16 protein-coding genes are annotated in these 18,465 nt (G+C 63.4%); 11 read left to right on the forward strand and 5 right to left on the reverse strand.

The annotated features are described in order from the left end of the window. Nucleotides 1-49: 49 nt before the first annotated feature. From AIOL_RS07850 to purL, 4 genes are all read right to left on the reverse strand, one after another. A complete protein-coding gene (locus tag AIOL_RS07850; protein WP_049642476.1) occupies nt 50-1,456 on the reverse strand; it encodes a pyridoxal phosphate-dependent decarboxylase family protein in 1,407 nt (468 codons plus the stop codon). Between the two features lie 177 nt (nt 1,457-1,633). Next, a complete protein-coding gene (locus tag AIOL_RS07855) occupies nt 1,634-1,870 on the reverse strand; it encodes a BolA family protein (RefSeq protein WP_049642477.1) in 237 nt (78 codons plus the stop codon). Between the two features lie 49 nt (nt 1,871-1,919). Continuing rightward, nucleotides 1,920-2,555 (reverse strand): CatA-like O-acetyltransferase, encoded by a 636-nt coding sequence (locus tag AIOL_RS07860; protein ID WP_049642478.1) that lies wholly within the window; start codon nt 2,553-2,555, stop codon nt 1,920-1,922. A 307-nt stretch (nt 2,556-2,862) separates the two neighbouring features. Beyond that, complete coding sequence (gene purL, locus AIOL_RS07865) at nt 2,863-5,025, reverse strand: phosphoribosylformylglycinamidine synthase subunit PurL (protein WP_049642479.1); 2,163 nt, start codon at nt 5,023-5,025, stop codon at nt 2,863-2,865. A gap of 111 nt (nt 5,026-5,136) precedes the next feature. Here purL and AIOL_RS07870 point away from each other — a divergent pair, with 111 nt between their 5' ends. Next, nucleotides 5,137-5,466 carry a hypothetical protein gene (locus tag AIOL_RS07870; RefSeq protein ID WP_049642480.1) on the forward strand — a complete coding sequence of 110 codons (330 nt, stop codon included), beginning with the start codon at nt 5,137-5,139 and terminating at the stop codon, nt 5,464-5,466. 189 nt (nt 5,467-5,655) lie between these two features. Here AIOL_RS07870 and AIOL_RS07875 read toward each other — a convergent pair whose 3' ends face one another. Further along, entirely contained in the window at nt 5,656-6,549 is an 894-nt protein-coding gene (locus tag AIOL_RS07875; RefSeq protein ID WP_049645323.1) for a LysR family transcriptional regulator, read from the reverse strand. A 160-nt stretch (nt 6,550-6,709) separates the two neighbouring features. On the opposite strand from AIOL_RS07875, the gene AIOL_RS07880 reads away from it, so the two are divergent. From AIOL_RS07880 to AIOL_RS07925, 10 genes are all read left to right on the forward strand, one after another. Next, entirely contained in the window at nt 6,710-10,096 is a 3,387-nt protein-coding gene (locus AIOL_RS07880) for an indolepyruvate ferredoxin oxidoreductase family protein (RefSeq protein WP_049642481.1), read from the forward strand. A 237-nt stretch (nt 10,097-10,333) separates the two neighbouring features. Continuing rightward, entirely contained in the window at nt 10,334-11,233 is a 900-nt protein-coding gene (locus tag AIOL_RS07885) for a lysophospholipid acyltransferase family protein (protein ID WP_235438929.1), read from the forward strand. Nucleotides 11,234-11,239: 6 nt separating this feature from the next. After that, nucleotides 11,240-12,052 carry a glutamate racemase gene (locus AIOL_RS07890; RefSeq protein ID WP_049642483.1) on the forward strand — a complete coding sequence of 271 codons (813 nt, stop codon included), beginning with the start codon at nt 11,240-11,242 and terminating at the stop codon, nt 12,050-12,052. A 71-nt stretch (nt 12,053-12,123) separates the two neighbouring features. Continuing rightward, the gene (gene argC, locus AIOL_RS07895; RefSeq protein WP_049642484.1) at nt 12,124-13,152 is read left to right on the forward strand and encodes an N-acetyl-gamma-glutamyl-phosphate reductase; all 1,029 of its coding nucleotides are present in this window, start codon (nt 12,124-12,126) and stop codon (nt 13,150-13,152) included. A 449-nt stretch (nt 13,153-13,601) separates the two neighbouring features. Next, complete coding sequence (ccmE, locus tag AIOL_RS07900) at nt 13,602-14,045, forward strand: cytochrome c maturation protein CcmE (protein WP_049642485.1); 444 nt, start codon at nt 13,602-13,604, stop codon at nt 14,043-14,045. Nucleotides 14,046-14,134: 89 nt separating this feature from the next. After that, entirely contained in the window at nt 14,135-14,746 is a 612-nt protein-coding gene (locus AIOL_RS07905) for a holin-associated N-acetylmuramidase (RefSeq protein WP_049645324.1), read from the forward strand. Beyond that, nucleotides 14,737-15,270: a holin family protein gene (locus AIOL_RS07910; protein WP_049642486.1), complete on the forward strand. Its 534-nt coding sequence runs from the start codon at nt 14,737-14,739 to the stop codon at nt 15,268-15,270. The genes AIOL_RS07905 and AIOL_RS07910 overlap by 10 nt, the downstream gene beginning before the upstream one ends. Further along, nucleotides 15,260-15,472, forward strand: coding sequence for a hemolysin XhlA family protein (locus AIOL_RS07915; protein WP_049642487.1), 213 nt, complete (start codon nt 15,260-15,262; stop codon nt 15,470-15,472). The genes AIOL_RS07910 and AIOL_RS07915 overlap by 11 nt, the downstream gene beginning before the upstream one ends. A gap of 179 nt (nt 15,473-15,651) precedes the next feature. Next, nucleotides 15,652-17,610 carry a heme lyase CcmF/NrfE family subunit gene (locus AIOL_RS07920; protein WP_049642488.1) on the forward strand — a complete coding sequence of 653 codons (1,959 nt, stop codon included), beginning with the start codon at nt 15,652-15,654 and terminating at the stop codon, nt 17,608-17,610. Between the two features lie 169 nt (nt 17,611-17,779). Then, complete coding sequence (locus AIOL_RS07925; RefSeq protein ID WP_049642489.1) at nt 17,780-18,229, forward strand: cytochrome c-type biogenesis protein; 450 nt, start codon at nt 17,780-17,782, stop codon at nt 18,227-18,229. Nucleotides 18,230-18,465 lie beyond the last annotated feature (236 nt).

The raw sequence follows: 18,465 nt of genomic DNA on the forward strand, positions 1-18,465 counted from the left end.
GTCGGTCGGGCCCTAGTGGGTATTAATCGACCAACAGAACCTTTTGCGTTTAGGCCTTGCGCGAGAGCTCGGACAGAACGTCGAGCACCGACATCACATCCTCACGCGTACAATCAAAGGTCCCGGCGGTGAAGCGGATCACGAACTTCCCCTCATGCATGGTCTGCGTGAGGTAGATCCGCCCGTCATCGTTGATCCGCCGCAAGAGGTCCGCGTTCAGCGCGTTCAGATCCTTGGCCCCTGCCGGCGCGTAGCGGAAGGAGAACAGCGCCAAGCTCGGCTCGGAGGTTATCTCGAAGCCGGGCAGGGCGCGGATCGCCGTGCAGAGCTCCGCCGTCCAGGCCACGTGGTTGCGGATCATCCCGCGCAGGGCCTCCAGCCCGTAGGCGCGCAGCACGAACCACAGCTTCAGCGCGCGGAAGCGGCGCCCCAGCGGCACCGTCCACTCGTTGAAGTTGGTGGTGTCGTCCTCGCCCAGCGTCTGCAGGTAGTCGGGCCGCAGCCCCAGCGAGCGGATCTGCGGCGCGGGGTCGCGCAGGAACTGCAGCGCGCCGTCGAACTGCGCGCCGAGCCCCTTATAAGGGTTCATGACAACGCTGTCGGCGCGCTCCACGCCCCACCAAAGGTGGCGGAACTCTCGGCAGATCATCGCATTGCCGGCCCAGGCGGCGTCGACATGGGTGTAGAGGTCATACTCTTCGGCGACCTCCAGGCAGGCCGCGATAGGGTCGCACGCCCCGATCGAGGTGCCCCCGGTGCAAAGGACCAGCCCGGACGGTGCAAATCCCGCGCGCTTGTCCTCTTCGATCATGCTCACCAGCGCCACGGGATCCATCCCGTAGTCATCCGTTGTGGGGACCTTCACCAGGTTGTCCTGGCCAATCCCCGCCATGCGCACCGCCTTGTCCACCGAGCTGTGGGTATGCGCGCTGGCGTAGATCCGCATGGTTGGGCCATGGGTGATGCCGGTATGGACGCTTTCCCAGTCCGAGATCCGGTCGCGCATGGTCAGCACCGCCGAGAAGGTCGCCGTGGTTGCGCTGTCATGGATCGTGCCGGTGAAATTCTCTGGCAGCCCCAGCGCCTGGCGCATCCAGGCCACCATCACCTGCTCGATCTCGGTCGCCGCGGGCGAGGTCTGCCACAGCATGCACATCGCCGAGATCGTGTTGGCCAGCTGCTCGGCCCATTGGCTTGCCGGGGCGGCGTTGGAGGGGAAATAGGCAAAGAAGCGCGGGTGCTGCCAATGGGTCATGGCGTCGGGCACAATCGCCTCGAAATCCGCGAAGATCTGCTCGGGGCTCTCCGGCGCCTCGGGCGCGGCTTTGGGCAGCTTGGCGGCGGTGGCGCCGGGCTTTGTCTGGGCCCGAACGGGGCGGTCCCGCAAGTCGCGGTGGTACTCGTGAGCCCAATCGGCGGTGCGCTTGGACCAATTACGCAAATCATTGTGGTTCATGACGCTAGGGTGATCATGCCGCCGCGCTTTGGCAAGCGGGATATTGAGCGCCTAATCGTCGCGGTCTCGCCTGCCGCCGGTGGCGAGTAGGACGAATGCCAAGGCCAGGACCAGCGCGACACCGATCACTATGAACTTCAGCTCACCCATCTCGGCGGTCGCCGGCGGGCTCGTCCACTAGTCCGGCGCCCGCGTCGTCAGCGCCAGCGCGTGCAGCTCGCCCGAGGGCCCGTCCATCTTGCCCTTGAGCGCGGCATAGACCGCGCGCTGCTGCTGCACCCGGTTCTTGCCCGCAAAGCTGGGGTCCACCACCATCGCCGACATATGCACCCCGTCCTCGCCCTGCACAGTGATCTCCGCCTCGGGGAAGCTTTCGCGCAGCAACTCCTCGATCTCTTTGGCGTACATGGGCATAGGTGGCTCTCCTTGTGGCTTACCCTCAGAGATAGGCCCCGGCGCGGGGCTACGCAAGCGCGTCAAAAGCGCCCTGGGTGGCGGCTAAGAACTGGCTGACATGGTAGCCATGCACCAGCGCGTGGTGCACCTGGATGGTCATGGCCATGTCGTGACCCGCGACGCTGGGCACGATCTTGCCCCAAGAGACCTGCGGGATGCAGTCATCCGCATGGGGCAGGGCGTTGTCGACAGAGGTATAGTCCAGCCAGGGCAGGCAGGACAGGTAAGCCACGGCCGCGCGCTGGCCAGTGTTGGCGTTCAGAGGGACGCCCGCGCGCACCTTGGCGATCTCCTCGGCGGCATGGGCATCAAACGCGGCGCGGTCGGCCTGCCAGGTCAGGTAGGTGTAGCGAAAGTCGCCGCCCTCGGTGGCGATGGTCGGCGAGAGCTCCAGGCGCTCATAGCTTCGCACCACATCGCCTTGAAAGCGCAGCCGAAGTTGCGGCGCCGCGTGCAGACCCGCGCCAATTGCCCAGAGGCAGGTCCGAAACACCGGCAGCTCTGATTTCCGCGCCATCAGGCGGCTGACATCCACCCGCGCCGTCACCGCATAATGCGGGCGCTCATAGGTGCGAAAGAAGCGGAACTGGTCCGCGCCGGGCCAGGCGCTTTGGTCGATCTCGGTCGCGTTTTCGTCGGGCATGCGGGTGCTCCCTACGGTGGGGCGTTATTGAAACGTTAGCAATTCGTTGATAATTGATAAGAGCGAAGTGTTGGTGGTTTCACAATCATCTTCTATAGTGAGGCCCGGGAGGTGGTATCTCCCGGGCCTCTTCTATCTCAGGCTAGAGCCCAAAATAGAGTCTTACGATTGCAACGATCAGGCTGCAGGCCGTCAATGTTACAATCGCAGTACGAAATGTCTTCGGACTCACATAAATCACCTCCTTCCGCCGCGATGTTTCGCGACGGGGGGAGGCTACCCAGAGATCCCCAATGATTGGTTAAGGTCAGCCTAATGCGGCGGCGAACGCCCCGCGGAACACCGCCGAAAGCTCCTCCAGCGGGGCCTCGGACGCGCCGTAACGCACTGAACTTCCGGTGAAACGCCCCACGCTGGCAATCGGCACCCCGGCCTGGCCCGCCGCGATCATCAGCGCCTCGGCCTGGTCAAAGTTGCAGGCCACCAGATAGCGCGCCTGGTCCTCGGCGAAGAGCTCTGCGGTGTCGCCGCTGTCAAGGCAGACGCCCACGCAAGCGGCCTCGGCCATCTCGAAGGCCGCCAGGGCCAGCCCGCCATCGGAGAGATCCGTGCAGGCCTTGATCAAGGCGCTGTTTTTGCGGATGAAATCGCCGTTGCGGCGCTCGGCTTCCAGATCCACGGCTGGGGCGGGGCCGTCCTCGGAGTTAAACACCTCCGCCATCAGCGCCGATTGCCCCAGATGCCCATGGGTCGCGCCCACAACAAGCGCCACATGGCCCTCGCGCACCTCACCGCCGATCAGGTCGGCCTCGGAGGCGATCAGCCCCACCGCGCCGATGGTGGGCGTGGGCAGGATCGCCGCGCCGTCGGTCTCGTTGTAAAGCGAGACGTTCCCGGAAACGATCGGCATATCAAGCGCCTGGCAGGCCTCGCCGATGCCGTTGATGGCGCCAACGAACTGCCCCATGATGCTCGGCTTTTCGGGGTTGCCGAAGTTCATATTATCCGTGGTCGCCAGGGGTTTGGCGCCGACGGACACCAGGTTGCGGAAGGCCTCGGCCACCGCCTGCTTGCCGCCCTCGACCGGGTCGGCCAGCACGTAGCGCGGGGTCACGTCAGAGGTGAAGGCCAGCATCTTGCCCGTGTCATGCACGCGCACGATGCCCGCTCCGAGCCCCGGCTGGCGCACCGTGTCGGCCATCACCTGGCTGTCATATTGCTCATAGACCCATTCGCGGGAGCAGTAGTTGGGGCTAGATAGCAGCGCGCGCAGCCCGTCGATGGGGTCCACGTTCACCACATCGGGTGTCTCGCCCTTCCAGGGCGCGGTCGGCTCCCAGAGGCGGTCGTATTCCGGCGCGGTCGAGCTGAGCTTGGACAGAGGCAGGTCGGCCTTCACCTCGTCACCATGCAGGATCAAGAAGCGGTCCTCGGCGATGGTCTCGCCGACGATGGCGAAATCGAGGTCCCATTTGTCGAACACCGCTTTCGCCTCGGCCTCAAGCTCGGGCTTGAGCACCATCAGCATGCGCTCCTGGCTCTCAGACAGCATCATCTCATAGGCGGTCATGTTCGCCTCGCGCTGCGGCACGTCGTCGAGCTGCAGCTTGATGCCCAGCCCGCCCTTGTCGCCCATCTCCACCGCCGAGCAGGTCAGGCCCGCGGCACCCATGTCCTGGATCGAGATCACCGCGCCCGTCTGCATCAGCTCCAGGCAGGCCTCGAGCAGGCGCTTCTCGGTGAAAGGATCGCCGACCTGCACGGTCGGGCGCTTCTCTTCGATGGTGTCGTCGAACTCCGCGCTGGCCATGGTCGCGCCGCCCACGCCATCGCGGCCGGTCTTGGCGCCCAGATAGACCACGGGCATGCCCACGCCGGAGGCTGCGGAGTAAAAGATGCTGTCGGAATCCACCAGCCCCGCGGCGAAGGCGTTCACCAGGCAGTTGCCGTTATAGGCGGGATGGAACCGCACCTCGCCGCCCACGGTGGGCACGCCGAAGGCGTTGCCATAGCCGCCGACGCCCTCGACCACGCCGTTCACAAGCTGCTTGGTCTTGGGGTGGTCGGGGCTGCCGAAGCTCAGCGAGTTCATCGCCGCGATGGGCCGCGCGCCCATGGTGAAGACGTCTCGCAGGATCCCGCCCACGCCCGTGGCGGCGCCCTGGTAGGGCTCGATATAGGAGGGGTGGTTGTGGCTCTCCATCTTAAAGACCACGGCCTGCCCGTCGCCGATATCCACGATCCCTGCATTCTCGCCGGGGCCGCAGATCACCTGCGGGCCCTCGGTGGGCAGGGTGCGCAGCCATTTCTTGGAGGACTTATACGAGCAATGCTCGTTCCACATCGCCGAGAAGATGCCCATCTCGGTGAAGTTTGGTGCGCGGTTCAGGATGCGGATCACCTCTTGGTACTCCTCGGGTGTGAACCCGTGGGCCGCGACGATCTCTTCGGTGATGGCTGGTTCGGTCATGCTCGTTCCCCAATTTGGGGGCGCTTATAGGGCAAGCTTTCGGTGTGTGAAAGAAACCCTTTGTTAAGGTTAATGGCGGATAAGCGGGACAGGTCTGGAAGAGGTGCGACGATGCTATCCAACACGCGGCCAGAACGGTCGGTATCCGCAGCGAAATCTGCCGATGCGCTCGAGGCATCGAAATGGTTGGGGCATCTGCGCGCCGCTCCGGACCCCCAGTCTCCCGATCCCGAGAACGCGGTGCTGTGGGCGGATTTCGGCGGTCACGCGCGGCGGCTCGACGCGATGCGGCCCGCCAATTGGGCGCCGCCTGATTCTGCGGCGCAGGTGCATGAGCTCTCGCCATTGCTGCAAGGCGGCGCCACCGCGCGTGACGCGGCCGGGCGCGCGCAGGTCCTGCGACAAACCCGACGCAATGATCCCTGGTGGCGCTTCTGGTGAACAAAAAAAGGGCCGGGTCAAGCCCGGCCCAGTCCAACAGGGAGGTAAACGCCAGTGCGACAGTGTATCGTCGCGGGCGTTGAGGCTGAAATAAGAGCCCGAATGCCGCCCTTCAAGGCAAATTGCGAAGATTGGGTGCAATGCCGCTATGCATTCGTCGCATAACTGAGCATCCGCAGAATTAGCCGCCTATTCTCTGTGCCTTTTGCGATAGGCGACGATCTCGTCCATGACGAAATCGCGGAACGCGGCGATGCGTTTAGAGTTCCGCAGCTCCTCGGGATAGGCCAGGAAAACCGGCACCTCGTTCGATTCGACATCCGGCAACACCCGCACCAGTTCGGGGAAACCCTCGGTGATATAGTCCGGCAGCACGCCGATGCCGAGATTGCTGCGCACGCTCTGCAGCACGCCGTAGTAGTTGTTAACCGACAGCAAGGACTTGATGTCATGGGTCATCAGCTCTGCCACCAGGCTGGCGCCGGCGGAGACCTGGAACGAGTTCGGGTTCTGGCAGATCAGGCGGTGCGGCGACAGTTCGGGCATGCTGTGCGGCGTGCCGTGCTCCGCCAGGTAGTCCGGCGTCGCGTAGAGGCGCATGCGCACCGACATCAGGCGGCGGCGGATCAGGTCCGCCTGGCTGGGCTCTTTCATGCGAATCGCGACGTCGGCCTCGCGCATCGGCAGGTCCAGCACGCGCTCTTCAAGCATGAGGTCGATCTTAAGGTCGGGGTATTTCTCGTAGAGCGCGGGCAGGCGCGGCGCCAGCCACAGCGTGCCCAGGCCGATGGTGGTGGTCACGCGCAGCTCGCCAAACGCCTCTTCCTTGCTGTCACGGATGCGCGCCTCGGCGGTGTCGAGGCGCCGGTTCATCGCATTGGTGGCATCAAAGAGCAGCTCGCCCTGCTCGGTGAGAATCAGGCCGCGGGCGTGGCGGTGAAACAGCGTGGCGTTCAGCGAATCCTCCAGCGCCCGAATCTGGCGCGAGACCGCCGATTGCGACAGGTGCAGCGTCTCGCCGGCATGCGTCAGGCTGCCGGCATCCGCCACCGCGTGAAATATTCTAAGCTTATCCCAGTCCATGCCCGCCGCCCCGTTACCCATCGTTACGCGTTGGTTTATCTTTGTTAGCCCCTGGTTATTATCAAAGGTATACCAGAGCGTGAATGGTTTTTTGCTTTGTAGGTCAGAATTTATGACCTATAATCAGCCGTGACGGGCCCAAGCAAGAGAGGTGCCGTAGATGCGCCAGGACATAACCCTAGCCGACCGGTATGACCTTAGTAAGTCGCCGGTCCTTCTGAACGGCACGCAAGCGCTGGTGCGCCTGATGCTGACGCAAAAGGCGCGCGACCGGGCCGCGGGGCTGAACACGGCCGGGTATGTCACCGGCTATCGCGGCTCGCCGCTGGGCGCGGTGGACTTCCAGATGAACCTGGCGCGCGAGCAGCTTCTGGCCAGCGATATCAGGTTCCAAGAGGGGCTGAACGAGGACCTGGCCGCGACCGCGATCTGGGGCAGCCAGCAGGCGGAGCTGCGCGGCGAGGGCCGCTTTGATGGCGTCTTCGGGCTCTGGTACGGCAAGGGGCCCGGCGTGGACCGCTCGGGCGACGCGATGCGGCATGCCAACATGGCGGGCACGTCCCAGCATGGCGGCGTGTTGATGGCCATGGGCGACGACCACACGGGCGAAAGCTCGACCACCTTGCACCAGTCCGACTGGGCGATGGTGGACGCCTATATGCCGGTGCTGAGCCCCGCAGGCGTGCAGGAGATCATCGGTTACGGGCTCTACGGCTATGCTTTGTCACGCTTTTCTGGCCTCTGGGCCGGGCTGAAGCTGATGAAGGACACGGTCGAGGCCACCGCCGTCATAGACGGCGTCCAGGATCGCGCCACATTCGTGGCGCCGCCCTTTGAGATGCCCGAGGGCGGGCTGAATATCCGCCTGGTGGATGACCGCGTCCCGCAGGAGGCGCGGCTGATCGACTACAAGCGCTACGCCGCCGAGGCCTTTGCCCATGCCAATAAGATCGACCGGCGGATCTGGGGCAAGCCCGGCGCCAAGATCGGGCTGGTGGCCGCGGGCAAGAACTGGCTGGACCTGACCCACGCTCTGGACCTGCTGGGGCTGGATGCGGCAGAGGCAGCGCGACTGGGCATCACCACCTATAAGGTCGGGCAGACCTGGCCGCTTGATATGAAGGGCTTTCACGACTGGGCGGAGGGGCTCGACCTGATCATCTGCGTCGAGGAAAAGCGCAAGCTGATCGAGGTGCAGATCAAAGAGGCGATCTTTGACGACCGCCGCGGGCGCCGGGTCTATGGCTGGAAGGACGGGCAGGGGAACGAATTATTCCCCACCCGCTGGGCGCTGGACCCGATCATGATCGCGCAGAAACTGGGCGCGATCCTGGCCGAGGAGGGCCGGAACACAGAGCAGCTGCAGGCTGCTCTTGCACGGCTCGACGAGGCCGCCCGTGCCGACAATGCCGAGGAAATCGCCGCCCGGCTGCCCTATTTCTGCTCTGGCTGCCCGCATAACTCGTCGACCAAAGTGCCGGATGGCTCGCGCGCCTATGCGGGCATCGGCTGCCACTTCATGGTGCAGTGGATGGACCGCGACACGCTAGGCTACACCCATATGGGCGGCGAGGGGGCAAATTGGGTTGGCGAGGCGCCGTTCTCGAAACGTGATCACGTATTCCAGAACCTCGGTGACGGCACCTATAACCACTCCGGCGTGCAGGCGATCCGCTTCGCCCTCGCGGCGGGGACTAACATCACCTACAAGATCCTGTTTAACGACGCGGTCGCCATGACCGGCGGGCAGGGCAATGATGGCGGGCTCTCCGCGCCGCAGATCGCGCGCGAGATGGTGGCGATGGGCGTGCGCAATATCGCGCTGGTCTATGACGACAAGGAAGAACTTGACCTTAGTCAGTTTCCCTCGGAACTGCGTCGGTTTGAACGTGCTGAGTTGCCCTCCGTTCAAGAGGAGTTCAGCAATTTCAAGGGCGTGTCGGTCATTCTTTATGTCCAGACCTGCGCCGCCGAGAAGCGCCGTCGCCGCAAGCGCGGGCTCTTCCCGGACCCCGACAAGCGGGTCTTTATCAACACCGATATCTGCGAGGGCTGCGGCGATTGCGGCGTGCAATCGAACTGCGTCTCGATCGTGCCGGTCGAGACCGAGCTGGGTCGCAAGCGCGCGATCGAGCAATCGAGCTGCAATAAGGATTTTTCTTGTGTGAAGGGCTTCTGCCCGTCCTTTGTGACCGTCGAAGGCGCCACGCCCAAGAAAATGACCACGGTCAGCGTGGATACAGGCGCGCTGCCCGAGCCCGCTTTGCCCGCGATCAACGGCACCCATAACGTTGTGATCACAGGCGTCGGCGGCACCGGCGTGGTGACCATTGGCGCGGTGCTGTCTATGGCCGCGCATGTCGATGGCAAGGCGGCGGGCATGATGGAGATGGCTGGGCTCGCCCAAAAGGGCGGCGCGGTGCATATCCATGTGCGCCTTGCCGAACGGCCCGAGGATATCAGCGCGATCCGCGTGGCAACCGGCGAATGCGACGCGCTGATCGGCGGCGATCTGGTGGTCAGCGCCGGGGCCAAGACCATCGGACTTTTGCGTGCGGGCACAGCCGGCGCCGTGGTCAACAGCCACGAGATCATCACCGGCGCCTTCACTAAGGACACGGAATTCTCCATTCCTTCTGACAGGTTAGAGGTCTCCCTGCGGGCGCGGCTGCAGGACCGGATGGCGCTGTTTGACGCCTCGGACCTGGCCAAGGCGCTCTTGGGCGACTCGATCTTCTCCAACATGATGGTGCTGGGCGCGGCCTGGCAGCAGGGGCTGGTCCCGATCAGCCGGGATGCGATCCGCCGCGCGATAGAGCTGAACGGTGCGGCCGCCGAAAAGAACCAGCGCGCCTTCGAATATGGCCGCTGGGCGGTGCTGCACCCTGAAGACGCCGCGCGGGTGATCACGCCAAATGTGGTGGAGCTGCCCAAGTCGCTGGACGAGAAAATCGCCTTCCGCGCCGATCACCTGGTTGCCTACCAGGGCACGCGCCTGGCCAAGCGCTATCGGCGCTTTGTCGACCAGTTCTCCGATCCGAAGATGAAAGAGGCGGTGGCCAAGGGCTACCATAAGCTCTTGGCCTATAAGGATGAATATGAGGTGGCGCGGCTCTTGCTGAGCAGCGAGGCCAAGGCGCGTGAGGCCTTCGACGGCGACCTCAAGCTGTCCTACCACCTTGCCCCGCCTGTGCTCAGCAAGGACGGTCCCGATGGCCGCCCGGTCAAACGCGAGTTCAAAGCAAGGTGGATGTTCAAGCTCCTGGCGCGCATGAAGCCTTTGCGCGGCACGCCGCTGGACCTCTTCGGGCGCACGACAGAACGCCGCATGGAGCGCGCCCTGATCAAACAATACGAGCAGGATCTAAGCGCTCTGACGGATCTGGCACCGCACCGGCTTGATGCCGCCGTGGCGCTCGCCGAGCTGCCATTGCAGATCCGCGGCTTCGGTCCGGTTAAGGCGCAGAACGAGGCCAAAGCCGCGAAGCGCCGCGAGGAATTGCTTGCTGCATTAAGCACCAGCACCATGCCGGAGGCGGCGGAATAGGCGGGATCTGCGCGAATGCGACAATTGCGGGAGAGAAAATTAAGGAAATCTTGGTGATTCGTCCCGGATCATAGATCCGGGTGGGAGCCGCGGCGCATAAAGAATTTGCTACTGCCGAGCGAAGGTTTTGCGACAATCGTCGCGGTTCCGTCATAAACGCTCGCTACGACCCATGGACCAGAGTATCACTGGCCGATATCGAATCAAGGACCGCGGGCGATGCCGTCACTCCGTAACGTGGTAAAGCAAAAACGCAGCGACTTTAGGGCCAAGCGCCATGCGGCGCGCGAGATCTCCTATGCCAGTTCCGCCAAGTCGAAAGGCGGGCGGGCCTTCATCCGAGTGCTGGAGAACGCGACCGGGCGGCTGCGGCTGATCAAGCGTGCCGATGGCTATGAGAAGGAGGTCGCGCAGGGGCGAGACTTTTGGCAGGTCATGGTCGAGCGCTACGGGCTGAGCCTGGACGTGGTGGGGGGCAGCCTGAGCAATATCCCTTCGACGGGGCCGCTGATCCTGATCTCAAACCACCCTTACGGCATCCTCGATGGGCTGATGTTGGGGCATATCCTCAGTCGCGTGCGCGGTGATTTCCGTATCCTGGCGCATCGGGTCTTCCGCAAGGCGGAGGAACTGGATCGCATCATCCTGCCGATCTCGTTCGATGAGACGAAAGAGGCGATGGCGCTGAACATCAAAACGCGCAAGGAATCGCTGCGCTATTTGTCGGATGGCGGCGCAATTGGGATCTTTCCTGGCGGGACGGTGGCCACCTCAAAAACGCCATTCAGCCAGCCGCTGGACCCGGCTTGGCGGACCTTCACCGCGAAGATGATCATGAAGTCCGACGCAACCGTGGTGCCGATTTACTTCGACGGTCACTGCTCGCGTTTGTTCCAACTGATGAGCCATCTGCACTACACCCTGCGCATGGCCTTCTTGATCAACGAGTTTCGCATGCGGGTCGATGAGCCCGTGCGCATCGCGATTGGAGAGCCGATTCCGCGCCAAAAGCTTGAAGCAATCAAGGACCCCAAGGCGCTCATGGATTTTCTGCGCCAAGAGACCTACCGCCTCAGCCCGAAACCGCTAAACTCCACCGAATACGGGTTCGAGTTCGAGGAACATTGGAAGGCTTGATTCGACATGGCGGTAGGCGTTTTTGATTCCGGCCTGGGCGGGCTGACCGTTCTGGACGCCGCAGCGCGGGCGCTGCCCGACACGCCCTTCGTCTATTTCGGCGATCATGCGCATAACCCCTATGGCGTGCGCGATGCCGACGACATCTATGGGCTGACCACCTCGGCGGTGGGGGCGATGTTCGAGCGCGGCTGCGACCTGGTGATCCTGGCCTGCAACACCGCCAGCGCGGCGGCCCTGCGGCGCATGCAAGAGAACTGGGTGCCGCGCGACAAGCGCGTGCTGGGGGTCTTTGTGCCGATGATCGAGGCTTTGACCGAACGGCAATGGGGCGATAACTCGCCCCCGCGCGAGGTCGATGTCAAACATGTGGCGCTTTTTGCCACCCCCGCCACGGTGCGCAGCCGCGCCTTCCAGCGCGAGCTGGCCTTTCGCGCCATCGGTGTGGATGTCGAAACCCAGGCCTGCGGCGGCGTGGTGGACGCGATCGAGGATGGCGACATGGTGCTGGCCGAGGCGCTGGTGCGTAGCCATGTTGAGGCGCTGAAGCGTAAGATGCCGGACCCGCAGGCCGCGGTCCTGGGCTGCACGCATTACCCGATCATGCAGGACACGTTCCAAGAGGCCCTGGGGCCCGATGTGAAGGTCTTCAGCCAGCCAGAGCTTGTCTCGGCCAGCCTGATCGACTATCTGCAAAGGCACCCAGACATGCTGGGACCGGGAGAAGAGGCAATGTTCCTCACCACAGGCGACCCGGCGCGGGTCTCTGACCAGGCCACGCGCTTTTTGCGACGAAAGATCACTTTCGTTTCCGCCTGATTGCGCCTGCCCGATTGCCCTCGGGCGCGCATCCCCCTAAACAACCACGACTTTTTCTTAAGGATGGTCCCATGACCTACACCGTCGCTATTCTGGGCGCCTCGGGCTACACCGGCGCCGAATGTGTGAGGCTGATCGCAACCCACCCGAACCTGCGGATCGGCGCGCTCTGTGCCGACCGCAAGGCCGGTCAGCAGATGAGCAAGGTCTTTCCGCATCTGCGTCACCTGGATTTGCCCGCGCTGCAACGCATTGAAGACACTGACTTTTCTGGGATAGACCTGGTCTTTGCCGCGCTGCCCCACGGCCCGAGCCAGGAGATTGTCAAAGCCTTGCCGCGGGACTTGAAGGTGATCGACCTCTCCGCCGGGTTCCGGCTGCGCGACTCTGCCGCGTTCGAGCAGTGGTACGGCCAGCCCCACGCCGCGCCCGAGCTGCAGGCCGAGGCGGTGTACGGCCTCACAGAATTCTATCGCGAAGATATCAAATCGGCGCGGCTTGTGGCCGGCACCGGCTGCAACGCGGCCACGGGGCAGTTTGCCCTGCGGCCCCTCATCGCGGCAGGTGTGATCGACATTGATGACATCATCGTGGACCTCAAAGCCGGCGCATCAGGGGCCGGTCGCGCGCTCAAGGAGCACCTGCTTTTTGCCGAGATGTTTGAGAACATTAAGGGCTATTCCCTGGGGAGCGTGCATCGGCACCAAGCTGAGTTCGACCAAGAGTTTTCCAAACTCGCGGGGCGGCCGGTCGAGATCCAATTCACGCCGCATCTTGTGCCGTCTTCGCGCGGCATCTTGATCACCTGCTACCTAAAAGGCGATGCGGAACAGGTGCTTAGGACGTATCACGAGGCCTATGCGAATGAGCCCTTCGTTCAGGTCCTGCCAATGGGCGAGGCACCAATGATGAAGGACGTGCGGGGGTCGAACTTCGTGCATATTGGCGTGGTGGGTGACCGCAAGCCGGGGCGGGTTACCGTGATCGCCGCGCTGGACAACCTCACGAAAGGCTCGTCTGGGCAGGCGCTGCAAAACGCAAACCTGATGCTTGGATTAGAGGAGACGACGGGGCTGATGCTGGCGCCGATCTACCCGTAAAAATGGCCGCGTGAGCTGCAGAGTTTACCTGGTCTTAACCAGAACCATGGATGACTTGCTTCGAGATGGGCTTTTGTCGGTGTTCCGACAGGGGCTGTGCGCGATTGTTGGGAGCTCCGTAAGGTCATGAACTAAAACGTAAAACACCTCTTCTGTTAACCTCCTCGAAAGTGATTCGGGTGAAGGATAGGGGAGGGTGGACGGGGGAACTACCACGCAGGCCCGTTTACCAATTCTTAAGGGGTGGGAGGTGAAAATTTCTTTCGCTATGCGTGGGGTGCATCTATTTAAGCATTTGAATTAGATATATTTTTTCACCATCAGCGAAGCTGACCCATACCCCAGCGCTGCAGCATATGAATTTCGGGCACTGCGACAGGATTGCTCTGTAAGACCGGGCCAAGGCACCCTATCTAATGGATTGAGTGTGTGGAGTTGTCGGGCCTCAAATGAAAAGTCTTAAAAAACAGCGCCGTATCCAGATCATCGGGCTCTCGATTGTTGCGTTGGCGATGTCCACCGCGTTGATAGTCTATGCTTTTCAGGATGGTATTAACTTCTTCCGTTCGCCGACGCAGGTGCTTGCGGAGCCGCCCAAGTCGACCGAGGTATTTCGCATCGGCGGCCTGGTGGAAGATGGTAGTCTCAACCGCGGCCAAGGGAAGACCGTAACCTTCAATGTCACGGACGGCGGGGCTGTTGTGGCCGTGGCCTATACGGGCGTCTTACCCGACCTCTTTGAAGAGGGTCAGGGTATGGTCGGCCTGGGATCCTACGTGAATGGTACGTTCCAAGCTACTGAAATTTTGGCAAAACATGACGAGACCTATATGCCAAAAGAAGTCGTGGACGCGCTCAAAGAGCAAGGGGTCTACAAGCCCAACGCCGACTAAATTGTTAACGCGCCGCCCGTGCGGTTGCATCGGATTTAATGAAAATTCGAGACATTCATGCCTGTTTCAACATTTGAGGCATGAGCAAAATGATAACGGTTACAAAAATTGCAGATGACATCATCGCCCGCGAGGGCGGTTATGTGAACGACCCGGATGATCCAGGCGGGGCCACGAATTTCGGCGTGACCATCGGCACGATGACGCGACTGGGCATGGACTTGGACGGAGACGGGCGGGTGACCCCGCGTGACGTCAAGCAGCTTTCCCGCGAGCAGGCGCGCGATATCTTCGTCAATCACTACTTCCACAGGCCCGGCATCGCCCGGCTTCCGGATGTGCTGCAGGCCAGCGTGTTTGACATGTATGTCAACGCGGGCGCCAACGCGGTGAAGATCCTGCAGCGGCTGCTGAACGACATGGGCCAGCGCATCTCGGTGGACGGCGCCATCGGCCCGCAAACCGTCGAGGCGGCCCATATCGCCTTTGGCGCCGCCCCAGGCCACCTGGCCGACGCCTACGGCATCGCGCGGCGCAACTACTATTACGGGCTCGCCGATCGCCGCCCCAAGAGCCGCAAATATGCCCGGCGTCGCGATGGCGGAAAGGGCGGCTGGATCCTGCGCGCCGAAGAGTTCATCTCGCCGCGCTATCACCTGTCCGAGGGCGAGCATCGCCGGAGGGTCGCGAAATGGGGATGATCGAGCTGCTCTTTGGCAACCTCTTCGGCGGCGGGCGCAATGTCATCCGCGAAACCGCCGAGGTGTTCCGCGTGAATGCCGAGGCCCAGGCCGGACGCGACGCGACCTATAACCAGGCCGCGCTCAAGCAATTCGCGTCCGAGTTCGCGCATCCAAGGAAGGGCTGGTTCGACCAGTTCATCGACGGGCTGAACCGCGTGCCGCGCCCGGCAATGGCGCTTGGCGTTCTTGGCCTCTTGGTGATGGCGATGGTTGATCCGATTTGGTTTGCTAGCCGCATGCAGGGGATCGCCTTGGTGCCAGAGCCGCTTTGGTGGCTTTTGGGCGCGATCGTCAGCTTTTACTTCGGCGCGCGTCATCAGGCCAAGGGGCAGGACTTTCAGCGCTCAATCGCGGCCACAATGGCGCATGCGCCGGAGGTGACGCGCAATATTGGCGCGCTCCAGGCACTAGAGGCAGGGGCCGACGCGCCGAGCGCTGACAACCCGGCGCTCAACGCGTGGAGGCGGTCCCATGACGGATGATTGGCGCCGCGCCGTCGAGAAGCGCCTGCAAAGCCTAGAGCTGCGCAGCGCCGTCGACGAGGTCCACCGGGTCAATGTCGAGGGGCGGCTGCACGCCATCGAGGAGACCCTGAAATGGCTGGTGCGGCTGATCATTGGCGCCTTCCTGATGGGGGCGGTGGCCTATGTGATGAAGGGCGGCCTTTTGGCCTTTACCGCATAAATGATCCGGGGGCGCGGCAGCTGACGCATCTGCCGCGCCCTCGACGTTACGTTCCTGCCGAAACATCTCTTGCGGTCAGTTCTTTTGCCCGCTGGATATCAAGGCCTGCGACATCACACCTCTGATAGGCGGGCCGGCAAGTATTGGCGTGGCGAGCGCTGCGCCCTATGCTCGTTGCTATGATTGCAGAGCTTGGCCATTTCGCCCTCATCCTCGCCTTTGTCGTGGCCATCGTGCAGATGGTGGTGCCCTTTGTGGGCGCGCAAAAGGGCTGGCGCTCTTGGATGGCGGTGGCAGAGCCCGCCGCCTCGGCGCAGTTCTTCCTGACCTTAGCGAGCTTCGCGGCGCTGACCTACGCCTTTGTGGTCAGCGATTTCTCGGTGCGGCTGGTCTGGTCGAACTCGCATACCGACAAACCGATGCTTTACAAGGTGACGGGGGTCTGGGGGAACCACGAGGGCTCTATGCTGCTGTGGATTCTCATCCTGACGCTGTTTGGGGCCTGCGCGGCCTGGTTCGGGCAGAACCTGCCGGCGACGCTGCGCGCCCGCGTGCTGGCCGTGCAATCCGCCATCGCGGTGGCCTTTTTCGCCTTCCTGATCTTCACGTCAAACCCGTTCCTGCGCCTCCCGTTCCCGCCGATGAATGGCCAGGATCTGAACCCGCTCTTGCAGGATCCGGGGTTGGCCTTTCATCCGCCGTTTCTCTACCTGGGCTATGTGGGCCTAAGCATGTCGTTCAGCTTTGCGGTCGCGGCGCTGATCGAGGGCCGCGTCGACGCGGCCTGGGGGCGCTGGGTGCGGCCCTGGACGCTGGCGGCCTGGCTATTTCTGACCGTGGGCATCGCGCTGGGGTCCTGGTGGGCCTATTACGAGCTGGGCTGGGGCGGTTTCTGGTTCTGGGACCCGGTGGAGAACGCCTCGTTCATGCCCTGGCTGATCGCGGCGGCCTTGCTGCACAGCGCCATCGTGGTCGAGAAACGCGAGGCGCTGAAGGCCTGGACTATCCTGCTGGCGATCCTGGCCTTTGGTTTCTCGCTGATCGGGGCGTTCATCGTGCGCTCGGGCGTGCTGACCTCGGTGCATGCCTTCGCCAACGACCCAGAGCGCGGCGCCTACCTGCTAGCGATCACCGGCATCTTCATGGGCGGCGCGCTGACGCTATACGCGGCGCGCGCGGGCGCCATGGAGTCAAAGGGCGTCTTTTCCATGGTCAGCCGCGAGAGCGCGTTGGTCTTAAACAACATCCTCTTGGCCGTCGCCTGTTTCGTGGTCTTCGTGGGCACGGTCTGGCCGCTGGTGGCCGAGCTTTTGTGGGACCGCAAGCTGTCGGTCGGGCCGCCGTTCTTTGACGCCGCCTTCACGCCGTTCTTTGTGGCGCTGGCGGTTGTGCTGCCCGTCGGGGCGCTGCTGCCGTGGAAGCGGGCCAAGATTGGCCGCGTGGCGGCGCAGCTTGGCCCGGTGCTGGCGCTGGCCATGGCGGCGGGCGGCTTGGTGTGGAGCCTGCAGACCGGTCGTACGATTCTGGCCCCGCTTGGCATGGTGCTGGTGGTCTGGCTGATCGGCGGCGCCGTGGCAGAGCTCTACCAGCGCGCCGGGAAAGGCGATCTGTCCAGGAAGCTCGCGCGGCTGCGCGGGCTGCCGCGGGCCGATTGGGGCAAGGCGGTCGCGCATTCCGGCTTTGGCATCACGATCTTCGGCGTGGCCGCGCTGCTGGCCTGGCAGACCGAGGATATCCGCGTCGCACAGGTCGGCGACAGCTACGAGGTCGCGGGCTATCCGGTGGCGCTGAACGATGTGACCGAAGGGCAGGGGCCGAACTACGCCTATATCCGGGCCGAGATCGAGATGGGCGGCAAGCTGCTCTACCCCGAGAAACGCGTCTACCCGGTGGCGCAGATGCCCACCACCGAGGCCGCCATCGACAATGGCGTGACGCGCGATCTCTATGTGGTGATCGGCGATCCGCAGCAGGGCGGCGGCTGGGCCGTGCGGGTCTATGTGAAGCCTTTCGCGAACTGGATCTGGGCGGGCTGCATCATCATGGCTCTGGGCGGCGCGTTGAGCCTCAGCGACCGTCGGTTCCGCGTGGCGGCGGGCGCCCGCAAGGCGCCTCAGCAGGGCGTCCCGGCGCAATGAGATGCGCGGCCTACCTGCTGTGTTTGATCGCGGCGCCGCTGGCGGCGAGCGCGCAGAGCCTCCTAGCCGACGCGGCGCTTGAGAGCCGCGCGATTCTGGTGTCACATTACAGCAATTGGGTGCGGTACGAGGAACCAAAGCGGCAAGAAGAACCGGGAGTGACAGCGTAATGCTAAAGCGCCTCCTTCTTGTGCTGCTCGTTCTGGCCGGTCCGCTTTGGGCGGTGGAGCCGAGCGAGATGCTGGATGATCCGGCGCTGGAGGAGCGCGCGCGCGAGCTGTCAAAGGGATTGCGCTGCCTGCTTTGCCGCAATGAAAACATCGACGAATCGAATGCCGATCTGGCCAAGCGGCTGCGCGTGCTGGTGCGCGAGCGGTTGGTGGCCGGCGACAGCGACCGAGAGGTGATGGACTTCGTGGAATCGCGCTATGGCGAGTTCGTGCTGCTCAAGCCCACCACCCGCGGCGCCAATATCGTGCTTTGGGTCGCGGGCCCTGCGATGCTGCTCTTGGGGCTGCTGATCAGCTTCGTCTATATGCGGCAGCGGGCGTCCGCGCCCGCCAGTGAGGCCCTGAGCGAGGCGGAAGCGGCGCGGCTGCGTGAAATTCTGGACGAATAGCCCCACTTTTTCTTGGTAGAGTTACAGCCTGATCGGGCTTCGTGTGGTTGCCGCCCCAGACTTGATCCGGGGCACCGCCGTGAGGCTCGCACGACATGGGCAGCGGCCGACCTGGAGGTCGCTCATGCTACCTCGCCGTTTGGCACACGCGCTCTACAAAAACAGTTGTTTCAGGAACTTGCCAGGGTGCAAAAGCGGCCTCCTGGGGGAGGTCGGCCGCTGCCCAAGGCAAGCTC

It is taken from the genome of Candidatus Rhodobacter oscarellae (assembly GCF_001078595.1).
Classification (GTDB): domain Bacteria; phylum Pseudomonadota; class Alphaproteobacteria; order Rhodobacterales; family Rhodobacteraceae; genus Rhodobacter_B; species Rhodobacter_B oscarellae.

Bases quoted from the DNA above. Each gene is read 5' to 3' on its own strand.
- AIOL_RS07850 (WP_049642476.1), bottom strand. From the start codon at position 1,456: ATGAACCACAATGATTTGCGTAATTGGTCCAAGCGCACCGCCGATTGG.
- AIOL_RS07855 (WP_049642477.1), bottom strand. From the start codon at position 1,870: ATGCCCATGTACGCCAAAGAGATCGAGGAGTTGCTGCGCGAAAGCTTC.
- AIOL_RS07860 (WP_049642478.1), bottom strand. From the start codon at position 2,555: ATGCCCGACGAAAACGCGACCGAGATCGACCAAAGCGCCTGGCCCGGC.
- purL (WP_049642479.1), bottom strand. From the start codon at position 5,025: ATGACCGAACCAGCCATCACCGAAGAGATCGTCGCGGCCCACGGGTTC.
- AIOL_RS07870 (WP_049642480.1), top strand. From the start codon at position 5,137: ATGCTATCCAACACGCGGCCAGAACGGTCGGTATCCGCAGCGAAATCT.
- AIOL_RS07875 (WP_049645323.1), bottom strand. From the start codon at position 6,549: ATGGACTGGGATAAGCTTAGAATATTTCACGCGGTGGCGGATGCCGGC.
- AIOL_RS07880 (WP_049642481.1), top strand. From the start codon at position 6,710: ATGCGCCAGGACATAACCCTAGCCGACCGGTATGACCTTAGTAAGTCG.
- AIOL_RS07890 (WP_049642483.1), top strand. From the start codon at position 11,240: ATGGCGGTAGGCGTTTTTGATTCCGGCCTGGGCGGGCTGACCGTTCTG.
- argC (WP_049642484.1), top strand. From the start codon at position 12,124: ATGACCTACACCGTCGCTATTCTGGGCGCCTCGGGCTACACCGGCGCC.
- ccmE (WP_049642485.1), top strand. From the start codon at position 13,602: ATGAAAAGTCTTAAAAAACAGCGCCGTATCCAGATCATCGGGCTCTCG.
- AIOL_RS07905 (WP_049645324.1), top strand. From the start codon at position 14,135: ATGATAACGGTTACAAAAATTGCAGATGACATCATCGCCCGCGAGGGC.
- AIOL_RS07910 (WP_049642486.1), top strand. From the start codon at position 14,737: ATGGGGATGATCGAGCTGCTCTTTGGCAACCTCTTCGGCGGCGGGCGC.
- AIOL_RS07915 (WP_049642487.1), top strand. From the start codon at position 15,260: ATGACGGATGATTGGCGCCGCGCCGTCGAGAAGCGCCTGCAAAGCCTA.
- AIOL_RS07920 (WP_049642488.1), top strand. From the start codon at position 15,652: ATGATTGCAGAGCTTGGCCATTTCGCCCTCATCCTCGCCTTTGTCGTG.
- AIOL_RS07925 (WP_049642489.1), top strand. From the start codon at position 17,780: ATGCTAAAGCGCCTCCTTCTTGTGCTGCTCGTTCTGGCCGGTCCGCTT.